Source organism: Pelagimonas sp., from assembly GCF_050633425.1.
Classification (GTDB): Bacteria; Pseudomonadota; Alphaproteobacteria; order Rhodobacterales; family Rhodobacteraceae; genus Pelagimonas.
The window spans coordinates 302149-323273 of record NZ_JBOEGM010000008.1 but is presented as its reverse complement, the minus strand read 5'-3'; the positions used below and the strand labels follow the sequence as shown (position 1 = coordinate 323273).

Genomic DNA, 21125 nt, shown 5'->3' with positions numbered 1-21125 from the left:
TCGGTAACGAAATTTGCAATTCCCCTCCTTGGGAATTGGCCCCGCCACAACCAACGAGACCATAATGAGCCAGATCGACAGCCTTCCCCCCTTGCGCGACGTGATCGCCGCCCATGATCTCAAAGCCCGCAAAGCGCTTGGGCAAAACTTCCTGCTCGACCTCAACCTCACCTCGCGCATTGCCCGGATTCCAGGCGATCTCTCTCAGACCGATGTGATCGAAGTCGGCCCCGGCCCGGGCGGTTTGACCCGCGGTCTATTGGCCGAGGGCGCGCGCAAGGTCTTGGCCATTGAGAAAGACAGCCGATGTGCCCCGGCCCTCCAAGACATTGCCGATCTTTATCCCGACCGGTTCAGCTTTGTCGAAGGCGATGCGCTCAAGATCGACCCGTTGGAACATCTCACACCACCGATCGCGATTTGCGCCAACCTGCCCTACAATGTTGGGACCGAATTGCTGATCCGTTGGCTCACCCCAAAAGAATGGCCTCCATTCTGGTCTTCCTTGACCTTGATGTTTCAAAAAGAGGTCGCAGAACGCATCACCGCCAAGCCGGGCTCCAAAGCCTATGGTCGCCTTGCGATCCTGTCCCAATGGCGCGCCGATCCGCGTATCGCGATGACCTTGCCACCAGAAGCGTTTTCACCAGCCCCCAAAGTGCATTCCGCCGTTGTCCACCTGACCGCCCTGCCTGAGCCGCGCTTTCCTGCGCAAGCCGACATTTTGGAACGTGTTGTCGCCAAGGCATTTAACCAGCGCCGCAAGATGCTACGCTCTGCGCTCAAGTCCCTGGCCCCTGACATTGAAGACCGTCTGATCGCCGCTGGCATCAAACCAACAGAACGTGCGGAACAAGTCCCGCTTGAAGCGTTTTGTGCATTGGCGCGGCAGTTTGAGGGCTAAGTCACACGATCCCATCGGCACAGCGCGCGCGCATACCTGAAACGTAAAAAGGCACCCGAAGGTGCCTTTTGAAGTCTTGTGCTGTGGTTATTCAGCGGCTGGTGCTTCGCCTTTGTCCGGGCTGGCCTCAGCGTCTTTGACTGGTTTCTTTGCCGGTTTTTTGGCGGGCACTTTCGCAGGCGCAGGAGCCTCCGCAGTGGCATCGGCCTCAGCTTTTGGTTTACGCGGCGCACGTGGTTTGCGTGGCGCACGTGGCTTTTTCGGCTTTTCGGCCTTTGGAGTATCTTCCGCCGCAGCAACTGCTGGGGCTGGCTCTGCGTCCTTGGCGGGTTCTTTGCCAGAGTCTTTGGCCGCTTCCGGAGCAGGCTGCTCAGCGACCGGCTCATTGGGCGCAACTGCCGGCTGAGGAGCAGGCTTGGCCTCGGGCGTTTCCACCAAACCGTTGCTGCTATCTTCAGGCGTCACAACAGCCAAAACATCGGGTTGTTCGGCAACCGATGGATCGGGTTGTTTCTGGCGTTCTGCGTGCTGGGCTTCACGCTGAGCGCGGTCGCGATCACGCTGGGCCTGACGCTCACGGTTGTCTTTTTCCTGCTGCTCGCGGCGCGCATCTTGTTCTTTTTGCGCTTCGCTGAGCATCCGCATGTAATGTTCCGCATGCTGCTGGAAATTCTCGGCAGCAACGCGGTCATTGCTCAGGGTCGCATCGCGCGCGAGCTGGTTATATTTATCAATAATCTGCTGCGGCGTGCCACGCACTTTGCCTTCGGGGCCCGAACTGTCGAACACACGATTGACCACATTGCCAAGGTTATTGTTGTTATTGCGATTGCGGTTGTTCTTGTTCCGCGAACGGGATTTGGAAGAGCGCATAATGTTTAGATACTCAGCCTAATTTTCGACTGTTGAGGGACCGAATGGGCACGTATCGCACCAGCAAGTTAAAACCGATCACCTATATGTTTGGCTTACTGTCGGGCCGGACAAGCAACTGTGTTCCGCCATCCCGACGGTAATTGAATAACCATAGGAGTCGCATCAAAACAAGAGGGAAAGACAAACCAAGCCGGTTTTTGCTGCGAAAATCCGCTATTTTGTGGTTTTAACGCCGATTACGACACGATCTCGCCCATCAAGATCGGGAATCACCGAAACCTGCGCAAATCCTGCGGCCTGCATCATAGCCGCGACAGCACCACCTTGGCTTGGCCCGATCTCGACCATCAGGCGCCCGTCCATGGACAAAAAGGGATCCGCAGTCTCGATGATGGACCGATAGGCGCTGAGCCCATCCCCCTCGTCAGTCAAGGCCATGCGCGGCTCATGATCCCGGACCTCGGGCGACAGGTCGGCCATTTCATCCACCCCAATGTAAGGCGGGTTTGACACAATCAGATCAAAGACCTGCCCCGCGCCCATCAATGGCGCAAACCAGCTGCCCTGCATCAGGTCAGCCCGATCACCCAACCCAAGCGCATTGCGGTTCCAATAGGCGACGTTGAGCGCCTCAGCGCTCAGATCAAGCCCGACACCGGTCGCACCGGCACACTCGGCCAGAAGTGTGAATAAAATACACCCGGACCCGGTGCCCAGATCGAGAACCCGCGATATTGGCTGCGACAAAGCCGCTTCTATCAGGGTTTCGGTTTCAGGGCGCGGGTCGAGGACCTCTGGGGTGACCAAAAACTCTCGCCCATAGAACAAACGCCGACCGGTCAGATGGCTGACGGGAACACGCTCACAGCGTCGTTCAATCAAGGCTTTAAATATGACCTCCAGCTCAGGCGCGACATCCTCGGGCAAAAACAATGTCAACCGACCGGCGGGTACTTTGAGCACATGCGCCAGCAAACGGCGGGCATCGCGCCCCGCATCCGGCACATCAGCCGCCACCAGACTGCGCGTTCCAAACGCGACCAGCTCAGCCCCGCGCATGACCAGCCCCGTGGGGGACTTCGTTGCCCCCGTGCGCAACCAAATTCCTTGCAAGGAATTTGCTAATCTCGGTCACGAGGCTTCTCCCCACAGGCATGTTAGTTTTCCATCTCGGCCAATAGGCTGGCCTGATGTTCCGCGGTGAGCGCATCAACAATTTCGTCCAGATCGCCTTGCATGATCTGATCCAGCTTGTAGAGGGTCAAGCCGATACGGTGGTCGGTCATGCGGCCTTGGGGAAAGTTATAGGTCCTGATACGTTCTGAACGATCGCCTGACCCAACTTGCGATTTCCGGTCCGCAGAGCGTTCGTCAGCCACCTTTTGGCGTTCCATATCAAACAGTCGCGCCCGCAGAACCTGCATCGCAATCTCTCGGTTCCGGTGCTGTGATTTCTCTGAACTGGTGACCACAATGCCTGATGGGATATGGGTGATCCGTACAGCCGAATCCGTGGTGTTGACGTGCTGACCACCCGCCCCTGACGACCGCATCGTATCAATGCGGATATCATTGGGATTGATCTGAATATCAACATCTTCCGCCTCGGGCAGAACCGCAACCGTCGCGGCCGAGGTATGAATGCGCCCGCCAGATTCGGTTTCGGGCACGCGCTGTACCCGGTGCACGCCGGATTCGAATTTCATCCGTGCAAACACACCGTCACCTTTGACCCGCACAACCAATTCGCGCACACCACCAAGCTCTGACAAGGCTTCCTCGATGACCTCCCAGACCCAGCCGCGGGCCTCGGCATAGCGCTGATACATCCGCGCCAAATCACCCGCAAACAGAGCCGCTTCATCGCCCCCTGTTCCGGGACGGATTTCAAACATCGCAGGGCGGGCATCAGCGGCGTCTTTGGGCAACAGCGCCAATTGGACCGCGTGTTCGACCTCTGGCAAACGCGCTTTCAAGCCGGGAAGCTCTTCCACCGCCAGTTCACGCATTTCCGGGTCATCCATCATCGCCTCAGCTTCGGCGATATCGGCCACAAGCCCTTCCCAGTCGAGGATCTGATCCACAACTGGTTTGAGCTCTGAATATTCGCGGCCCAATTGCGCGATGTCCCCCTCGCCGGTTGACATACGGACCTCGACATATTCCAGCCGCTCTTTGATTTGTTGCAAACGCTCTCTTGGGATCATTCAGGTTGAATTGCTCATCGCGCCAGCGGGGTCAAGCACCCTCTTGACGGAACGCGGCCAGCCATCCGTCGACACGGGCCTTGTTCACGCCCATATCCGAGCGTCCAAACCGCAAACGTCCCCAGATTTCCAACACATCCCCATTGGCCTGAACGGTGGTATAATCGGGAAAGCCAAGCCATAGGCTGCGGCTCACATAGGTGACATGCCCGTCTTGTGGGCTGCCTGCCAAAACGGTTGTCCGCGGCGTCGCGATGATCAGGTGGTGCAGCCGGTCAAACCCGGTTTCATCTGACGTCACGCGGCGGCGCACCCCGTTGGTCAGGTCCTGATCGGCAGACACTTGTGGATCGACATGCCAATCACTGACCTCGGACGGGGCGAACCGAATCCAGCCTAAAACGCCCAATACGGCGATCAGAATCGCTATAAATACCATGCGCACGATGGCCCTCTGCTCTTGTTGTTATGCTTGCCAATAGGGATGCACCCAACGAGGCGATTCTGAAAGAGCGGCTGGTTCACATTCGCGGTTATCCACCGATTTCTTTTATGGTTGATGGTGTTTTTAGCTGCGCCCGTTGAAACAGCAACTTTGGATAAAACCGCAAAACAGACCTCAGGATCGTTTTCAAAACGCCTTAACAACACAATCTAAAGAACTGTTTTAAAACACGTAAAACCTAACGCCGCGTCCAACCCCACAGACACAACAATTCTGTAGCAACATGCGCCGCCGCAATCGCTGTCGCTCCGGTGGTATCAAAGGGGGGCGAGACTTCGACAACATCGCCGCCAACCAAATTGATCCCGGCCAAATCCCGCAACATCACCGCCGCCTGATGGCTCGTGAGCCCGCCCCAAACCGGGGTGCCTGTGCCAGGCGCATAAGCTGGGTCCAAAGCATCAATATCAAAGGTCACATAGCACGGATTGTCCCCGACCAAGTCTTTGATCTGACGTGCAATGGCTTCGGGGCCTTGGCTATGAACCGCGCGCGCATCGAGGATGTTAAACCCAATCGGATCAGGATTGTCGGTGCGAATACCCACCTGAACAGAGCGTTCCGGCATCACCACGCCTTCCTTGGCCGCTTTGTACATAAACGTGCCGTGATCAACGCGCGCGCTATCGTCATCGGCCCAGGTGTCCGTATGGGCATCAAATTGAATGACGCTCAACGCACCATGCTTTTCTGCGTGGGCGCGCATGCACCCATGGGTCACCGAATGATCGCCCCCAAGCGCAATACAGGCCGCGCCTTGTGCCAAAATCCCCGCGACATGTTGCTCAATCAGCGCAGGAACCAAGTCTGGGCGCGCATAGTCAAAGGCCATGTCGCCGTAATCCGCAATCGCAAATTCCGACAAGACGTCGTACCCCCAGCCATATGGCGCATCGCAGGGTTGCAGCAACGAGGCCTCCCGAATGGCCCGTGGCCCAAGCCGCGTGCCCGGCCTATTGGTGACTGCTTGATCAAATGGCAGGCCAGTCACGGCAATATCGACCCCAGACAGGTCCTTTGCATATCTACGACGCAAAAAGGAGGCCGCACCAGCAAAGACATTTTCAAAGGACGGACCTTTGAAATCGCTCCGGGTAAAGGCGTGATCGATTTGGGTTTTGGCGTCTTCAAGGCTCATTGATCAGGCCCTTTGCGGTGTCGGGGTGGGCGGGTGGGCGACATTGCAAAGGGCCGGCCACCACATTTGATCAAATTCTGCCGCAAGTCTGCTTACAAGGGCAAGGCTTTCTCGACCAATCGTGCAAAAAAGCTGGCACCAACCGGTGCAATATTGTCGTTGAAGTCAAACTCAGGGTGGTGACACACCGGCCCGCCGCCCTGCCCCAAGAACAAATACGCCCCCGGACGTGCCTCAAGCATGTAAGAGAAATCCTCCGCCGCCATGATCGGTTTGACGTTGCCATCCACCTTATCGGTGCCAACAACCTCCCGCGCCACATCCGCCGCAAACGCCGCCTGCGCATCATGATTTATCGTGGCCGGATAGCCCTGCTCATATGTCAGGTCAGCAGTCATACCAAAGACCTTGGCTTGATGGTCGACAATCTCGGCCATACGTTCCATCACCAACGCCTGAACGCCTTTGTCAAAACTCCGAACCGTTCCTTCGATAAAGGCAGTGTCGGGGATGATATTGTGGCTGGTGCCGGAATGGATCTGGGTAACACTGACCACCAAACGATCCAGAGCATCAATATTGCGCGAAACAATCGACTGCAGAGATTGCACCGTAGCCACCGCAGCCATAATCGGATCACGGGTGGAATAGGGCATCGCGCCATGCCCGCCCTTGCCTTTGATGTTGATCTGAAAGCTGTCGACAGCCGCCATCAACGGCCCCGGCGCAGTGAGTAAATGCCCCTCAGGATCTTCGGGAGAATTGTGGATGCCGTAGATCTCTTCGATCTCGAAACGCTCCATCATCCCCTCTTCGACCATGATCCGGCCGCCACCGCCACCCTCTTCATCCGGTTGGAAAATCAGCGCAACCCGACCCGAAAAGTTGCGGGTGTCGGCCAGATATTTGGCGGCCCCCAAGAGCATCGTGGTATGACCATCATGACCACAGGTATGCGCCCGCCCCGCAATTTTTGATGCGTGATCCGTGCCAGACATGTCATCCATCGGCAACGCATCCATATCGGCCCGCAACCCAATGGTTTTCCCAGGATTACGCCCCTCAATGATCGCCACAACACCGCTACGCGCAATGCCTTCGTGTATCTCGGTGATGCCAAACTCTTTCAGCTTATCAACGACAAAGGCGGCGGTCTTAAAGCAATCTAATCCCAGTTCGGGATTTTGATGAAGATGGCGGCGCCAGGCGGTCAGATCCTCTTGCATGGCGGCGATGGAATTCACGATTGGCATGGAATATCTCCTTTGAACGTGACCATTTCGCAAATTTTGTCAAACCTCAAGCACGATGTCGCGTTTCAATCAGCCGCGCAAAAAACGAGGCCCCAATCGGCGCGGCTTCATCATTAAAGTCAAATTCGGGGTGGTGAACAGAGGGGCCAATTCCCTGCCCCAAAAACAGAAAAGCCCCCGGCCTTTCCTCCAACATATAGGAGAAATCTTCCGCCCCCATTTCAGGGGGCAGATCATCAATCACCTGCCCCGAAACCCCGCGCGCGACATCAGCCGCAAACATCGCCTGGGCCGCGTGATTGATCGAGGGCGGATAGCTTTTGTCATACTCAAGCTCAACCTCCATCCCAAACGCCGTGCCCTGCCCCGAAACAATCGCGCGAATACGTTCTTCGGCACTAGCACGCAGCTCAGGTGTCAGACTGCGCACCGTGCCGGCCATCATGATCTCACCCGGAATCACATTCATCGCCGATCCGCCATGAAACTGTGTCATCGACACCACCAGCGCCTCAAGCGGACTGACATTGCGGGACACAATCGTTTGCAAGGCCTGCGCGATGGCCAATCCGCAAGGAAACGGATCTCGGCATTTTTGCGGATAGGCCGCATGCCCGCCTGTGCCACGCACTTTGATGGTAAAATCATCCACCGCCGCCATGATCGGCCCACTATTGGTGCGAAACTCGCCAAATTCACCAAACGGATCAGTGTGCAGCGCATAAACCTCTTGGATGCCAAACCGCTCCATAACGTTTTCATCCTGCACCATGATGCGTCCCCCGCCGATGATTTCTTCGGCGGGCTGGAACAGGAGCACAACGCGACCGGTGAAGTTCCGCGTCTCGGCCAAGTATTTTGCCGCCCCCAACAACATCGCCGTGTGACCGTCATGCCCACAGGCATGCATGCGGCCCGGCACCTTACTGGCATAAGATTTGCCGGTTTCCTCCTCCATCGGCAGCGCATCCATGTCCGCCCGCAGCCCTGTCACCGGCCCGGTGCCCTTGCCATTAATCACCGCGACCACACCGCTGGTTGCGATGCCTTGGTGGATGTCGTCCACACCAAATTCACGCAAGCGATCCGCAACAAACGCTGCGGTTTGATGGCAATCCAACCCCAATTCGGGGTTTTGGTGGATGTGCTGGCGCCATCCGGCCATTTCCTGAGCAAAACCTGCAATACGGTTCACGACCGCCATGGCTGGACTCCTTTGTCTCGATGCCGCATCCCTCTTGGTAACGCAAATTGAAGCAAAAACCTTGGAACATGCAATGACCGACCTGACGAAAGCGGCCTCGGATAAGCTCGTGAACACCCCCAATGGCGGCATGCCGCGCCTCATTGAAATTATGCGCCGACTGCGGGATCCCGATGGCGGCTGCCCTTGGGATCTGGAACAAGATTTTGCATCCATTGCGCCGTATACGATCGAAGAAGCTTATGAAGTTGCCGACGCGATTGAGCGCGAAGCCTGGGATGAATTGAAGGGTGAACTGGGCGATCTGCTCTTTCAGTCCGTTTTTCATGCACAAATGGCCCAAGAAGCCGGGTATTTCGGTTTTGACGACGTCGCAGACACGATGTCAGATAAAATGCTGGCGCGGCACCCGCATGTGTTTGGTGATGAACGCGGTGACAAATCAGCGGATCAACAGACGGTAGATTGGGAAAAGATCAAAGCATCAGAACGCGCTGCCAAAAAGCAAACGGGTGTTTTGGACGGTGTCGCCATGGGGCTCCCGGCGTTGATGCGCGCGGTTAAATTGCAAAACCGTGCCGCGCGGGTCGGGTTTGATTGGCCTAGCACAGATGAGGTGTTTGACAAGCTGATCGAAGAGACCCGCGAAGTTGAACAGGCAGAGACACCTGAGGATAAGTTCGAAGAGTTTGGCGACTTGATGTTTGTCATGGCAAACCTCGCTCGTCACTGGAAAATAGACCCCGAGGCCGCTCTTCGCGCTGCGAATGCCAAGTTCACCCGTCGTTTCGAATACATAGAAGCGGCGTTAGACGCGCACGGAAAATCACCAAAAGACAGCACCTTAGAGGAAATGGACGCCCTTTGGGACGCGGCCAAAATCGCCGAGAAAAGTACCTGATAATCATTATCAGGTATTGACCAGAGCATTTTAGTCAGGTTAAGACGCAGCCAACGAACACACCAGTTTTAGGAGAACACAATGTTCTTGCGCCTCACCACTGCCTTGACTGCCCTTGCCATCGCGGCCCCGGCATTTGCTGAAGAAATCAACGTCTATTCTTATCGTCAGCCTGAGCTTATCGCACCGCTGACAGATGCGTTCACCGCCGAAACCGGTATCAAAGTGAACGTTGCCTATCTGAAAAAGGGCATGATCGAACGGTTGCAGGCCGAGGGCACACGCTCTCCTGCTGATATGATCCTGACCACAGATATTTCGCGTTTGGCGGCGGCTGTGAACGCAGGCCTGACCCAGCCTGTGCAATCCGAAACACTGAGCGAAAACGTTCCTGAGTCCTATCGCGATCCCGAAGGTCACTGGTGGGGCCTCACCACCCGCGCCCGCATCGTCTACGCCTCTAAAGATCGCGTTGCCGAAGGTGACATCACCACCTACGAAGATCTGGCCGACCCTAAATGGAAGGGCCGTATCTGCACCCGTTCCGGGACACATGCCTACACAATCGCGCTTGTCTCCGCGATGATCGAGCATCACGGCTCTGACTACACTCAGACGTGGCTCGAAGGTGTCAAAGCCAACCTCGCGCGCAAACCACAGGGCAATGACCGCGCACAGGTCAAGGCGATCTGGTCCGGGGAATGCGACATTTCATTGGGCAACACCTATTACATGGGCAAAATGCTCTCAGACGAAGAACAGAAAGTCTGGGCCGATAGCGTGAACGTGGTTTTCCCGACCTTTGAAGGTGCGGGCACGCATGTGAACGTGTCGGGTGTGGCGATGACAAAATCCGCGCCCAACAAAGACAACGCTCTGAAAATGATGGAATTCTTGGCTTCCCCTAAGGCACAGGAAATCTACGCCGAAGCCAACTTTGAATACCCAATCGCACCGGGCACACAAGCCATCGATCTGGTCAAAAGCTGGGGAAGCTTCGATGCGGATGACGTCAACCTGATGACCCTGGCCGGTCATCGCGCGGATGCGCTCAAGCTTGTTGAAACCGTTGATTTCGACGGCTAATTCCACCGATTCAAGCCCGGCTTGCTGATCTGTCCAACGGAAAATCAGCAAACTTTCTGGGCTGATCTCAGGCTGTTCTCGGGCTGATCTTTGGCATTTGCGCAATCACATGGTTGCGCGGCCTAGCCTTATCAGACACAAAACGCCGGGCCATTTGGTCCGGCGTTTTTGTTTCCTCCAAGGAACATGTCGCTCTTAGAGGGGCACGCTCAGGCTTCAACAGGCCAGGTGGACTCCCGCCGTGATCATTACAACGCTGCGGGATGGTGGGTGGGGCGACGTGCCCCTGTGACAACAGGGGCTCAAGCGGCCAACCATCCAATCCAATAAAAAACGGCGCCCAAATGGACGCCGCCTTTAGATCAATTCTCAGAGAAGCTTAAGACGCTTCTGTGATGAACTTAACCGCATCGCCAAAGGTCTGGATGGTTTCGGCTGCGTCGTCCGGGATTTCGATGCCGAACTCTTCTTCAAAGGCCATAACCAGCTCAACAGTGTCGAGGCTGTCCGCGCCCAGATCGTCAATAAAAGACGCGGCTTCAACAACCTTGTCTTCTTCCACGCTCAGGTGCTCAACAACAATCTTCTTCACGCGATCTGAGATGTCGCTCATGTTCTTTCCTCACTTCTATCAGGCCCTGTCGGCCCGTTTCGCCCTCGCCCCAAAGGGGTGGCATACGATACGCCCTAAAGGGGTGGCATGCGATGCGCCCCCTCGGGGTGGTTTGGTTTGCCCTGACGGGCGGTTCGTTCCCCCGGGCTTGCCGGGCGTGTCTGGCCGGATGGACTCCGCCCAAACCTATTCCTGCGCGCCTATATCACAGGCAGCGCTGATGGCAAATGCTTTCCATCACCACGGGCCAAATGCGCGCGAAGAGGTTACAACATGGCCATGCCACCGTTGACATGCAAGGTCGCGCCCGTCGTGTAAGACGCTTCTGGGCTGGCCAAATACAAAACCGCCGCCGCGATCTCTTCTGGTGAGCCCATGCGGCCCGCAGGCACTTGGGTCAAGATGCCAGATTTCTGGTCGTCATTCAGCTTGTCTGTCATGGCGGTTTCAATAAAGCCCGGTGCCACGGCATTCACAGTGATTCCGCGGGAGGCAACTTCATAGGCCAAAGATTTGGACATCCCGATCACGCCAGCCTTGGCAGCCGCGTAGTTGCCCTGCCCCGGATTGCCAGTTGCGCCAACGACGGAAGAGATATTCACAATCCGGCCCCAACGCGCCTTCATCATGCCCCGCACGACACCTTTGCAAAGGCGGAAGGTCGCGGTCATATTAACCTCAACAACACTGGCCCAGTCGTCTTCGGACATGCGCATAAACAGGTTGTCGCGGGTGATGCCGGCATTGTTGACCAAAATATCAACCGCCCCCATCGCCTCAATCGCCTGCTTGGGCAGCGCGTTGACAGAAGCCGCATCAGACAAGTTACACGGCAGCACAAAAGCGCGTTCGCCCAGTTCAGCCGCCAAAGCCTCAAGCGGCTCCACCCGTGTGCCCGACAAGCCAACATTCGCCCCGGCAGCATGTAGTGCTTTGGCAATCTCTCCGCCAATACCACCCGATGCGCCAGTGATAAGCGCAGACTTTCCAGTCAGATCAAACATCTATTTTCCTCTCCCGGCCTCCCTAGTGAGGCCCAAAAGTTTTGTTAAAAACTTTTGCAAAACTTTTCTCAAAAGTTTTGCCGCTTACCTCAACCGTTCAAACTATCGGCCGCCGCCTTGGCATCCGCAGCTGTCCCAATATTGCGCAACACGGCTCCGCGATGGATGCGCTTTACCATGCCAGATAGCGCCTTACCGGCCCCAACTTCCCAGAATTCCGTAACCTCATGGGCCACCATCCACTCAACGGATTCGCGCCAGCGCACCGACCCGCAAATCTGATCCACCAAGAGCGACCGGATCACAGCAGGATCATCAATCGCTTCGGCAACAACATTGGCCACAACGGGCACCTTGGGTGTGTCGATATGCGTTGCTTCAAGGGCCTGTGCCATTGCCTGGGCCGCTGGCTCCATCAAGGAACAATGAAACGGCGCGCTGACTGGCAGCAACAGCGCACGTTTCGCGCCCGCTTCTTTGGCGATCACAACCGCACGTTCCACAGCCGCCTTGGAGCCCGAAATCACAACCTGTGCCGGGTCGTTGTCATTGGCCGCCGCACAGACTTCGCCTTGGGCTGCTTGCTTGGCAACAGCACGAACAGCCTCAAGATCGAGGCCAAGGACCGCCGCCATTGCCCCTTCGCCCACAGGCACAGCCGCTTGCATCGCATTGCCACGCGCGCGCAACAATTTGGCCGCATCGCCAACCGTCAAGGCCCCTGCGGCCGTCAAAGCCGAGTATTCCCCGAGCGAATGCCCCGCCACATAGGACGCCGCATCAATCGACACGCCTTCCGCCTCAAGCGCCCGCATGGCGGCAATCGACGTCGCCATCAAGGCAGGCTGCGCATTGGCGGTGAGGGTCAGGTCCGCGATTTCACCCTCCCAGATCATATCCGACAGTTTTTCGCCAAGCGCGTCATCGACCTCATCAAACACAGCGCGGGCTTGTGGGTAAGTCTCGGCCAAATCACGGCCCATGCCAATCGATTGGGCCCCTTGGCCGGGAAAGATGAAAGCGCGGGTCATGCCTGTCTCCAAATGTAAGCTCTTTTTCTCTTATTGCCCTTACAACCCTGCGCCGCGCCGTGCAACGACAACGCACCAACACTGTGCACAGGCTGATATTGCTTGATTGTCTGCAACCGGTATGTCCAAAGCAACATATTAGGAGGTACCCCATGGCCCTGAACAACACCGAGTCACATTACGGAAGCCTGGCCAAAGGCCTGCATTGGATGACCGCGCTTGGCATCGCAATTATGATCCCCCTCGGCATTATCGCCAATGATGCCCCAATGGATAATCCAGACGCTTTGGCGTGGAAGGTTCAGCTTTTCTCAGCGCATAAAACGCTTGGCATTGCCGTCTTTGTGGTCGCATTGGTGCGGGTGGCTTGGATGTTATCACAGCCCAAACCGGCCCCTTTGCACCCAGATCGCAAGCTCGAAACATTTGCTGCCGAAACCGTGCATGTCCTGTTATACGGATCAATCTTATTGGTTCCCGTATCAGGCTGGGTCGAGCACGCAGCCACCTCTGGCTTTGCCCCGATCCTTTGGCCGTTGGGTCAAGGTCTCCCCTTTATTCCCAAAAGCCCCGAGCTGGCGGAAATAGCAGCAGGGGCGCATATTGTTCTTGAACGCGTCCTTGTTGTGTCTTTGTTTTTGCACATCGCCGGGGCTCTCAAGCATAAATTCATCGATCGGGATGAAACCCTGGCGCGCATGTTGCCATCCGGTGCGCAATCACAGTTGCCCGCGACGTCGGCACCAAAACCGAAACATCTTGCCCCGGTTTTGGCCGCGATTGTCGTATGGGGCGCAGGATTGGTGATTGGCGCGAACCTCGGTGCCTTTGGACACGCCGACACCGCGCAAACCCCTGCCTTACAGCTAGAAACCGTTGACACCGAATGGCAGACCAAAGAGGGACAAATTGCCCTGTCTATCACGCAGTTCGGCAACACTGTCGCCGGTGAGTTCGCCGATTGGACCGCGGCCATTTCTTACGATGAAACCGCAGCGGATGGCGTTGCCGGCTCTGTCGAGGTCACAATCTCGATTGGTTCGGTCAGTTTGGGGTCGGTGACAGCGCAATCGCTGGGCACCGATTACTTTGATGCCGCTGCATTTCCCACGGCTCAATTCAGCGCTGACATCGTGCGCGACGGGGAAACACACCTCGCCAAGGGCAATTTGACACTGCGTGGGGTGACATCCGAACTGGAATTCCCGTTCGATTTACAGCTGGACGGGGATCAAGCACAGATGAGCGGATCGTTTGAGCTGGATCGACGCACCTTTGGCATTGGCGATGGCAATCAGGATCCAGGTCAATTGGGATTTGATGTTCTCGTCAACGTTTCCCTTACCGCCGAGCGGTAAGACCCGCGCCCCGCCGCAAAACCCAGACAGCAAAAAGCCCCCGCGAATAGCATCGCGGGGGCTTTCTTATATACGAGGGAAGCGGTGCTTACTCAGCTTTCATCGCTTCGACTGAGATCATCAGCTTCACTTCGTCGCTCACGTAGGGTGCAAATGCGCCAACGTTGAAATCTGACCGCAGAACAGTCGCGGTTGCATCGAAACCGGCCCAAGGCTTGTTCGCCATTGGGTGATCACCCTCTTGGTTCAGCTTGGCATCCAGAACGACAGGCTTGGTCACACCGTTCAAAGTCAGATCGCCGGTGATCAGGGCCGTGGTGTCGCCCGTCACTTCGATACCAGTGGACGCAAAGCTCACCATTTCATCATCGGCAGCATCAAAGAAATCTGCGGTCATGAAATGTGTAAAACGCGCTTCCCAACCGGTCAGCATCGAACGCACAGGGAAAGAAACGTTGACGGAGGATTTGGACACATCATCGCGATCCCATGAAATTTCGCCCTCGAAGCCAGAGAACATGCCGTAAGTTGTTGAATACCCAAGGTGGTTATATTCGAAAACGATCTGGCTGTGGCTTGCATCAAGCACATAGCTGTCGGCGGCAAGGGCGGAAATGGGGGCTGCTGCCAGTGCGGCGGCGAAGAGAACTGATTTCATGACGGATTCCTTTGGATTCGCGAAAAGATGCGCTTTAAGTGCAGCTTGGCGTCATTGTGCTCAATTGCACATACCCCCACAATTTCTGTGGAAATATGAACAATCACAGCAGCGTGACTATTGCTACAATCAAGATCGGGCAATCAGCATGCAACACAAGCCAACAATAAGCATAAATATCGACAAGCCCAGCTTTATCAACAGCATTCCCGGATCGCCTGCAACACTTGATACAAGCCATATACCAAAGCCCGCCATCCCCATGGAACATCCGACAAAAGACAAAACCAGCTTTTGGATAAACCGCATCGGAACCGGAGTTGGTGCCTGACAGCGAGGATCTTGTTTCGCGAGCTGAGACATTACGATATCCATGAGGGGCTCCTTGGCTAAAATACCGTCCCAGAATTTCGTTAAAAAAAGACACAAGTTAGGCAGATAAGCGGGGATTTCACGACATTGTAATAATGGCTGGGGAAAACGCGGATCCGGGGCCAGGATCACCCTTGCATGCTGGGGCAAACCGTGTAGAAGGAGCCATCCTTTCGCAAGACATTTTGAACCGCGCAGTCTCTCGTGGGTTGGGGCGTAAGGATGTAAACCCGGCCCTTTGAAATGCGCCTTGATATAAACGGAGAGCACATGCCCCTGTATGAGCATGTCTTTATTTCGCGTCAGGACTTGTCCAACGCGCAGGCCGAGAGCCTTGTAGAACACTTCAGCACAGTCTTGGCTGACAACGGCGGCAAAGTCGTCGAGTCCGAGTACTGGGGCGTGAAGACCATGGCCTACAAAATCAATAAAAACCGCAAGGGTCACTATGCCTTCTTGCGCACCGATTCCCCCGCACCTGCGGTTAAGGAAATGGAACGCCTGATGGGTCTGCATGATGACGTGATGCGCATCTTGACCATCAAGGTCGATGAGCACGCCGAAGGTCCTTCTGTTCAGATGCAAAAGCGTGACGAACGTGGCGATCGCCGCGAACGCCGCCCACGCGACTAACCCATAGAAGAGGAGCTAAACCATGGCTGCAAAACCGTTTTTCCGCCGTCGCAAAGTCTGCCCCTTCTCGGGCGACAACGCACCTAAGATCGATTACAAAGACACACGTCTTCTGCAGCGCTACATCTCTGAGCGCGGCAAAATCGTTCCTTCCCGTATCACCGCAGTGTCTGCGAAAAAGCAGCGTGAACTGGCAAAAGCCATCAAACGCGCCCGCTTCCTCGCCCTGCTGCCCTACGCTGTGAAATAAGGAGAACTGACAATGAAAGTTATCCTTATGGAACGTGTGGCCAAATTGGGCCAGATGGGCGACGTCGTAGACGTCAAAGCGGGTTACGCACGTAACTTCCTGCTGCTGCAAGGCAAAGCACTGACCGCCTCGAAAGAGAATATCGCTCAGTTCGACGCCCAGAAAGCTCAGCTCGAAGCGCGCAACCTGGAAACCAAAAAAGAAGCCGAAGCGCTTGGTGAAAAACTCGACGGACAGCAGTTCGTTGTGATTCGCTCTGCGTCTGATGGCGGCAACCTGTATGGTTCGGTCACAACACGTGATGCGGCCGAAGTTGCCACCGAAGCTGGCTTCTCTGTTGACCGCAAGCAGGTTGTGATCATTAACCCGATCAAAGACCTTGGCCTGCACACTGTCGATGTGGTTCTGCACCCCGAAGTGACCGTTCAGATCAAAATGAACGTTGCCCGTTCGGAAGAAGAAGCCGAATTGCAAGCCTCCGGTAAATCGATCCAGGAACTGGCCGCCGAAGAAGAAGCGCAAGCTGAATTCGAAGTGTCCCAGCTGTTTGACGATATCGGTGCGGCTGCTGACGAAGATGGTGATGATGCACCAGCTCCGGCTGCAGCAGAAGAGACATCCGAAGACGAATAAGTTTTCGAGTTTGTACAAAAGAACCCGCGCGAGGATAACTCGTGCGGGTTTTTTGTTATTGGTGATCAGCTACTTGGTTTTGGCTTGCGAAGGCTGGCTTTTAAACCGGTTTTTCAGCTGGAAAGCTCTAACGTTTTTGCTCGGTCATACACCGATTGCGTTGGCACATTCAGGGTCTCAGCCGTGAGTTGCCCGCCGCCTTCATACCAAAGGCTCTTGAAAGCAGCCTCTGGCATCAAGAGCGCAAATGCAAAACGACGCGCTTCCTGAAATGCCTCTGGATCAGTTGGGTCATACAACGCCTGAATTCCGACATCCGGATGGGCTTTACGGGTTGGCGGCACATGCAAAAGCCAATGCCCCAAGCCCGTCGCCGTCGCCAGACGGTCGTGACGTGTCTTTGAATCTTTGGCCAAGAAGATAACTGCATTGCGCCCGATAGGAACATCCAGCAAGATTTCATTGGGCCTATCAGAATATTCGACATCTACATCCAACGCGCGGCACAGCGAATCAAGTGGACCACCATCTTGCATTGATAGCTGGGGGTTTTGGAGGAGAAGTTTGTCAACAATAGCGGAAATCTGATCATCCGATTTGCCGCAGGTGATTGGCTCAATATACGGATAATTCGGGTATTTGCGAGGCATTCAAAACGTCCTAAGTAACCAATTTTTCGTAGCGTGGCGGGGCTGATCCCTTTCAGTTAGCACAAGAATTCTTTCTGCGCGGTAAATCACCGGTCCTTCCGAAAACTCCTATGCATTTTCGTCTAGATTCCATGCAAAATCTGCGAATTTTCCAACAATAGCTGGAGCGATACAAGGCGGCACAAGGTCAAGAAAGACCGCTTCGCATTAGGAAATGTCATGGAAAACGTTAAAATTGTAGTATTAATCGGGGCAATGTCATTGGCGGCCTGCACCGCACCAATGGACAAATCGTACACGATTGACGGGCCAAGGAACGCTATGTTCGCGTCCGATCTTCAGGCGTGCAAGCATCTGGCTGCCAAATTTCACCCCGACGACATCAAAAACGGCGCACTGATCGGAGCTGCTGGCGGAGCCGTTTTCGGTGCTTTGGATGACGACAATGATCCCACCGAAGGCGCCTTGGTTGGAGCTGGGGTTGGTGCGCTGGCTGGCGCAGCAGCAGCACGGGACGATTTGCGAACGGAACAGCGTCAGGTCGTTATCCGTTGTCTACAAAACCGTGGACACAATGTTATTGGCTAAGGTTAACCCAAATCAGCCCCTGAGCCCGGCCTCAGGGGTGACTCGTAAAATAAAAAACACCTTCATCTCACCCATTAGGGATATCCTCACCTTTTTTGGAGACATTCTCTCAAATTACTCCGAGAGATGGGGATCTCTGAATGACCTTATTTGGCAAATCACCGCAGAAAACAAATACAAGACATCGGGACGACGAAGCCTTGCTCGAAATGATAGAAAGCACTCAGGCTGTCATCCATTTTGAACCCGACGGAACAGTTCTGAAAGCCAACCAGAACTTTCTCGATGCCCTCGGATATGACCTTGATGAAATCAAGGGGCAGAAACATGCAATGTTCGTCGAGCCCGAATACCGCCAGAGCCCTGAATACACAGCTTTCTGGGAAGAGCTTGGGACGTCTGGAGCAGCCAAAACTGACCAATTTCCGAGAGTACACAAAAACGGGTCAACCGTTTGGATTCAGGCAACATATGCTCCTATCCAAGACAATGATGGCAAAGTGATCCGCGTCATCAAAGTCGCGAGCGATGTGACCGCTCGACGTGAGGGTGTCAATAGTATCGCCAAGGGTTTGAATCAGTTGAAAAACGGTGATTTGACCTATCGGATGGAAGAATGCGGTGTTGCGGACCTTGATCAGGTGGTTGGGGTTTACAATGAGGCCTGTGATCAGCTGCAATTCCTTGTTTCGCAGGTCAAAACCGCGAATTCTACGATCGCTCATAGTAGTGCTCTGATGCATAACTCGTCCGAGCAATTGTCGTCGCGTACTGAAAACCAGGCCGCATCGTTGGAAGAAACCGCCGCGGCGATTGAAGAGTTGACGTCAAACACCAATGCAGCTGCAGACAATGCGCGTCATGTTGACCAAATCGCCTCCGAAACGCAGGCAGCTGCTCAAGGTAGCAGTCAAGTCGTCAACGATGTGACCGATGCCATGGGTAGAATAGAAAAATCATCCGGTGAAATTTCTCAGATCATTACCGTGATTGACGACCTCGCCTTTCAGACCAACCTTCTGTCACTGAATGCAGGTGTTGAGGCGGCGCGCGCCGGAGAGGCCGGGCGAGGTTTCGCGGTAGTTGCCACCGAAGTTCGTCAACTTGCGCAGCAATCAGCAGATTCCGCCCGCGACATCAAAAAGCTCATCAATCAAAGTAGTGAACATGTGGCGGAAGGCGCAGATTTGGTCCTTCGCGCGAGCGGAGAGCTCAACAATATTTTTAAAGGGGTAGGAACGATCTCTACCCATATCAAAGACATCTCTGGAAGCCTGGATCAGCAATCCTCTACACTGTCACAAATCAATACAGCCGTTGCAGATCTTGACCGTGTGACCCAAGGCAATGCCTCAATGGTGTTGGAAACCACTGACATCAGCAAATCGTTGCAAAAAGACAGTGAAACCCTAACCGAGCAAGTTGCGAGTTTCCGCACAACCGGCTCTGAAAATGGGGACTGGGAGACAGCGCCCAAAGCCGCCCGCAGAGCTCAGGCATCTTAACATGCAATAAAATAAAAGCCGCCCGATAAGGGCGGCTTTTCTGTTTAGAAGCCGAAAGACTTATTCGTCGTCGAGAGCTTCAACTGCCTTTTGAAGATCGTCTTTCGACACCTCTTTCTCAGTCACAGTCGAATTTTCGGCAATGTGATCAATAACCTTGTCTTCGAAAATCGGCGCGCGCAGTTGTTGCTGCATCTGAGGGTTTTCGCGAACATAGTCAAAGAACGCGCGTTCTTGACCTGGATACTGACGCGCCTGGTTCATGATTGCCTGTGTCATTTCAGCTTCTGAAACTTCAACTTCGGCTTTCTGACCCAATTCAGCCAACAGCAGCCCCAAACGCACACGGCGTTCCGCCAATTTGTTGTGCTCTTCGGTCGGCTCAACCTTTTCGTGGTCGTGACCTTCTACATCTGGGTTTTCTTCGTGCCACAACTGATGTGCAATCTGGCCAGCTTCTGCTTCAACCAAAGATGGCGGTAGATCGAACGTGACGAGGTCGTCCAGCTTGTCCAACATGGCGCGCTTCATAACCTGGCGCGCCGCGCCGGTGTACTCAGCTTCAAGGCGCTCACGAATCTGGGTTTTCAGTCCGTCAAGATCTTCAGCGCCGAATTTGGTCGCCAGTTCGTCATTGATTTCAGCAGCTTTAGGAGCTTTCACTTCCTTAACTTTGACCTCAAAAACAGCGTCTTTGCCAGCTAGGTTTTCAGCACCGTATTCCTCTGGGAATTTGACTTCGACGTTTTTCTCGTCACCGGCTTTTACACCAACAAGCTGTTCTTCGAAACCGGGAATGAACGATCCGGAGCCCAGTGCCAACGGATAGTCTTCAGCGGCACCGCCATCAAACGCTTCGCCGTCAACTTTACCCAAGAAGTCAATGACAACCTGATCTTTGTCTTCGGCTGCGCCGTCTTTGGTATCGAATTCCTGTGCGGTTTCGGCCAGGGATGCCAGGGCTTCGTCAACACTTGCGTCGTCAGCTTTAACAACCAGCTTTTCTACAGCGATTGCAGACATGTCGACTTCTGGAACGTCAGGCAGCGCCTCGTAGGACATGTCGACATGAATATCGTCGCCCTCTTTCCAGTCTTCGTTGGTCATTTTGATCTGAGGCTGAAGCGCAGGACGATCACCGCTTTCTTCGAAGTGCTTGTTCATCGCACCGTCGATGGCTTCTTGCATCGCTTCGCCCATCAGACGCTGACCAAATTGCTTTTTCAGCAGTGGCATGGGGACCTTGCCCTTGCGAAAGCCCTTCATCTCAACTTCGGGCTGCGCTTCTACCAGCTTGGCATTGACTTTTTCGTCCAGCTCAGCGGCTGGAACTACGATCGAATAACCGCGCTTCAAGCCTTCGTTCAGGGTCTCGGTGACCTGCATGCTTCGTCCTCTTTTCGGCTTGGCCGGGGCGCGCAGCGCCACAGCACATGTATAAATCTGCGCTCTTCTAAGCATGGGCGTCGGCCCGCGCAAGCTCATTTCGCGCATCAACAGGCCCTCGGGAACAAATCAAAGCGATTTGCCGACCATTTCTATTTGATTAAACTCCGAAACGACGGGCACCTGCGCAAGGATTCGGGGATTCCGATGCGAGCCCCTTAAACCGGTTAACGCGTCCCGAGCCCCGCAAAAATGTCTTCATTCGTCCCATCAAGACAAAACCACATTGGAATTCACATGATTCAAGACCTGTTGTGCTGCGCGATATCAGGTGGGACGGTGAGGAAGCTTGGTCCGAATTTAGACAATT

23 protein-coding genes are annotated in these 21125 nt (G+C 54.9%); 9 read left to right on the top strand and 14 right to left on the bottom strand.

What is annotated here, in order from left to right:
• Positions 1-64 precede the first annotated feature (64 nt).
• On the top strand, positions 65-904 hold the full coding sequence (gene rsmA / locus ACRBB0_RS07090) for a 16S rRNA (adenine(1518)-N(6)/adenine(1519)-N(6))-dimethyltransferase RsmA (protein ID WP_431373708.1): 840 nt from the start codon (positions 65-67) through the stop codon (positions 902-904).
• Between the two features lie 87 nt (positions 905-991).
• On the opposite strand, the gene ACRBB0_RS07085 is transcribed toward rsmA, so the two are convergent.
• The 7 genes from ACRBB0_RS07085 to ACRBB0_RS07055 all read right to left on the bottom strand — a co-directional run bounded on the left by ACRBB0_RS07085 (position 992) and on the right by ACRBB0_RS07055 (position 8087).
• On the bottom strand, positions 992-1777 hold the full coding sequence (locus tag ACRBB0_RS07085) for a DUF4167 domain-containing protein (protein WP_431373707.1): 786 nt from the start codon (positions 1775-1777) through the stop codon (positions 992-994).
• Between the two features lie 216 nt (positions 1778-1993).
• Positions 1994-2839, bottom strand: coding sequence for a peptide chain release factor N(5)-glutamine methyltransferase (gene prmC, locus ACRBB0_RS07080; RefSeq protein WP_431373706.1), 846 nt, complete (start codon positions 2837-2839; stop codon positions 1994-1996).
• A gap of 98 nt (positions 2840-2937) precedes the next feature.
• Positions 2938-3987 (bottom strand): peptide chain release factor 1, encoded by a 1050-nt coding sequence (gene prfA, locus ACRBB0_RS07075; protein WP_431373705.1) that lies wholly within the window; start codon positions 3985-3987, stop codon positions 2938-2940.
• Positions 3988-4018: 31 nt separating this feature from the next.
• Entirely contained in the window at positions 4019-4426 is a 408-nt protein-coding gene (locus ACRBB0_RS07070; protein WP_431373704.1) for a DUF1499 domain-containing protein, read from the bottom strand.
• 244 nt (positions 4427-4670) lie between these two features.
• A complete protein-coding gene (gene speB / locus ACRBB0_RS07065) occupies positions 4671-5630 on the bottom strand; it encodes an agmatinase (RefSeq protein WP_431373703.1) in 960 nt (319 codons plus the stop codon).
• 92 nt (positions 5631-5722) lie between these two features.
• Positions 5723-6883 (bottom strand): M20 aminoacylase family protein, encoded by a 1161-nt coding sequence (locus ACRBB0_RS07060; protein ID WP_431373702.1) that lies wholly within the window; start codon positions 6881-6883, stop codon positions 5723-5725.
• Between the two features lie 46 nt (positions 6884-6929).
• The gene (locus ACRBB0_RS07055; protein ID WP_431373701.1) at positions 6930-8087 is read right to left on the bottom strand and encodes a M20 aminoacylase family protein; all 1158 of its coding nucleotides are present in this window, start codon (positions 8085-8087) and stop codon (positions 6930-6932) included.
• A 73-nt stretch (positions 8088-8160) separates the two neighbouring features.
• On the opposite strand from ACRBB0_RS07055, the gene mazG reads away from it, so the two are divergent.
• Together mazG and ACRBB0_RS07045 are read left to right on the top strand one after the other, a co-directional pair.
• Entirely contained in the window at positions 8161-8988 is an 828-nt protein-coding gene (gene mazG / locus ACRBB0_RS07050) for a nucleoside triphosphate pyrophosphohydrolase (RefSeq protein WP_431373700.1), read from the top strand.
• 81 nt (positions 8989-9069) lie between these two features.
• Complete coding sequence (locus tag ACRBB0_RS07045) at positions 9070-10074, top strand: Fe(3+) ABC transporter substrate-binding protein (RefSeq protein ID WP_431373699.1); 1005 nt, start codon at positions 9070-9072, stop codon at positions 10072-10074.
• A 379-nt stretch (positions 10075-10453) separates the two neighbouring features.
• Here the strand turns inward: ACRBB0_RS07045 and ACRBB0_RS07040 are convergent, their stop codons facing one another.
• The 3 genes from ACRBB0_RS07040 to fabD form a co-directional block, all read right to left on the bottom strand.
• Positions 10454-10687, bottom strand: coding sequence for an acyl carrier protein (locus ACRBB0_RS07040; protein ID WP_431373698.1), 234 nt, complete (start codon positions 10685-10687; stop codon positions 10454-10456).
• A gap of 266 nt (positions 10688-10953) precedes the next feature.
• Positions 10954-11691, bottom strand: a complete 738-nt coding sequence (gene fabG / locus ACRBB0_RS07035) for a 3-oxoacyl-ACP reductase FabG (RefSeq protein WP_431373697.1) — start codon at positions 11689-11691, stop codon at positions 10954-10956.
• Positions 11692-11780: 89 nt separating this feature from the next.
• Positions 11781-12722, bottom strand: coding sequence for an ACP S-malonyltransferase (gene fabD, locus ACRBB0_RS07030; RefSeq protein WP_431373696.1), 942 nt, complete (start codon positions 12720-12722; stop codon positions 11781-11783).
• Positions 12723-12874: 152 nt separating this feature from the next.
• Here fabD and ACRBB0_RS07025 point away from each other — a divergent pair, with 152 nt between their 5' ends.
• The gene (locus tag ACRBB0_RS07025; RefSeq protein ID WP_431373695.1) at positions 12875-14080 is read left to right on the top strand and encodes a cytochrome b/b6 domain-containing protein; all 1206 of its coding nucleotides are present in this window, start codon (positions 12875-12877) and stop codon (positions 14078-14080) included.
• Positions 14081-14168: 88 nt separating this feature from the next.
• Here ACRBB0_RS07025 and ACRBB0_RS07020 read toward each other — a convergent pair whose 3' ends face one another.
• Positions 14169-14738: a YceI family protein gene (locus tag ACRBB0_RS07020; protein WP_431373694.1), complete on the bottom strand. Its 570-nt coding sequence runs from the start codon at positions 14736-14738 to the stop codon at positions 14169-14171.
• Positions 14739-14867: 129 nt separating this feature from the next.
• Entirely contained in the window at positions 14868-15113 is a 246-nt protein-coding gene (locus tag ACRBB0_RS07015) for a hypothetical protein (RefSeq protein WP_431373693.1), read from the bottom strand.
• Between the two features lie 267 nt (positions 15114-15380).
• Here ACRBB0_RS07015 and rpsF point away from each other — a divergent pair, with 267 nt between their 5' ends.
• The 3 genes from rpsF to rplI are packed head-to-tail and all read left to right on the top strand — an operon-like array spanning position 15381 to position 16626.
• The gene (rpsF, locus tag ACRBB0_RS07010; RefSeq protein ID WP_431373692.1) at positions 15381-15743 is read left to right on the top strand and encodes a 30S ribosomal protein S6; all 363 of its coding nucleotides are present in this window, start codon (positions 15381-15383) and stop codon (positions 15741-15743) included.
• 22 nt (positions 15744-15765) lie between these two features.
• Positions 15766-15993, top strand: coding sequence for a 30S ribosomal protein S18 (gene rpsR / locus ACRBB0_RS07005; protein WP_097802815.1), 228 nt, complete (start codon positions 15766-15768; stop codon positions 15991-15993).
• Between the two features lie 12 nt (positions 15994-16005).
• The gene (gene rplI / locus ACRBB0_RS07000) at positions 16006-16626 is read left to right on the top strand and encodes a 50S ribosomal protein L9 (RefSeq protein WP_431373691.1); all 621 of its coding nucleotides are present in this window, start codon (positions 16006-16008) and stop codon (positions 16624-16626) included.
• A 113-nt stretch (positions 16627-16739) separates the two neighbouring features.
• Here the strand turns inward: rplI and ACRBB0_RS06995 are convergent, their stop codons facing one another.
• Complete coding sequence (locus ACRBB0_RS06995; RefSeq protein WP_431373690.1) at positions 16740-17276, bottom strand: ImmA/IrrE family metallo-endopeptidase; 537 nt, start codon at positions 17274-17276, stop codon at positions 16740-16742.
• Between the two features lie 219 nt (positions 17277-17495).
• Between ACRBB0_RS06995 and ACRBB0_RS06990 the strand changes: the two genes are divergently transcribed.
• Together ACRBB0_RS06990 and ACRBB0_RS06985 are read left to right on the top strand one after the other, a co-directional pair.
• A complete protein-coding gene (locus ACRBB0_RS06990; RefSeq protein WP_431373689.1) occupies positions 17496-17864 on the top strand; it encodes a YMGG-like glycine zipper-containing protein in 369 nt (122 codons plus the stop codon).
• Positions 17865-18004: 140 nt separating this feature from the next.
• On the top strand, positions 18005-19369 hold the full coding sequence (locus ACRBB0_RS06985) for a methyl-accepting chemotaxis protein (RefSeq protein WP_431373688.1): 1365 nt from the start codon (positions 18005-18007) through the stop codon (positions 19367-19369).
• Between the two features lie 60 nt (positions 19370-19429).
• Here ACRBB0_RS06985 and tig read toward each other — a convergent pair whose 3' ends face one another.
• Positions 19430-20755 carry a trigger factor gene (gene tig, locus ACRBB0_RS06980; protein WP_431373687.1) on the bottom strand — a complete coding sequence of 442 codons (1326 nt, stop codon included), beginning with the start codon at positions 20753-20755 and terminating at the stop codon, positions 19430-19432.
• Between the last annotated feature and the right edge of the window lie 370 nt (positions 20756-21125).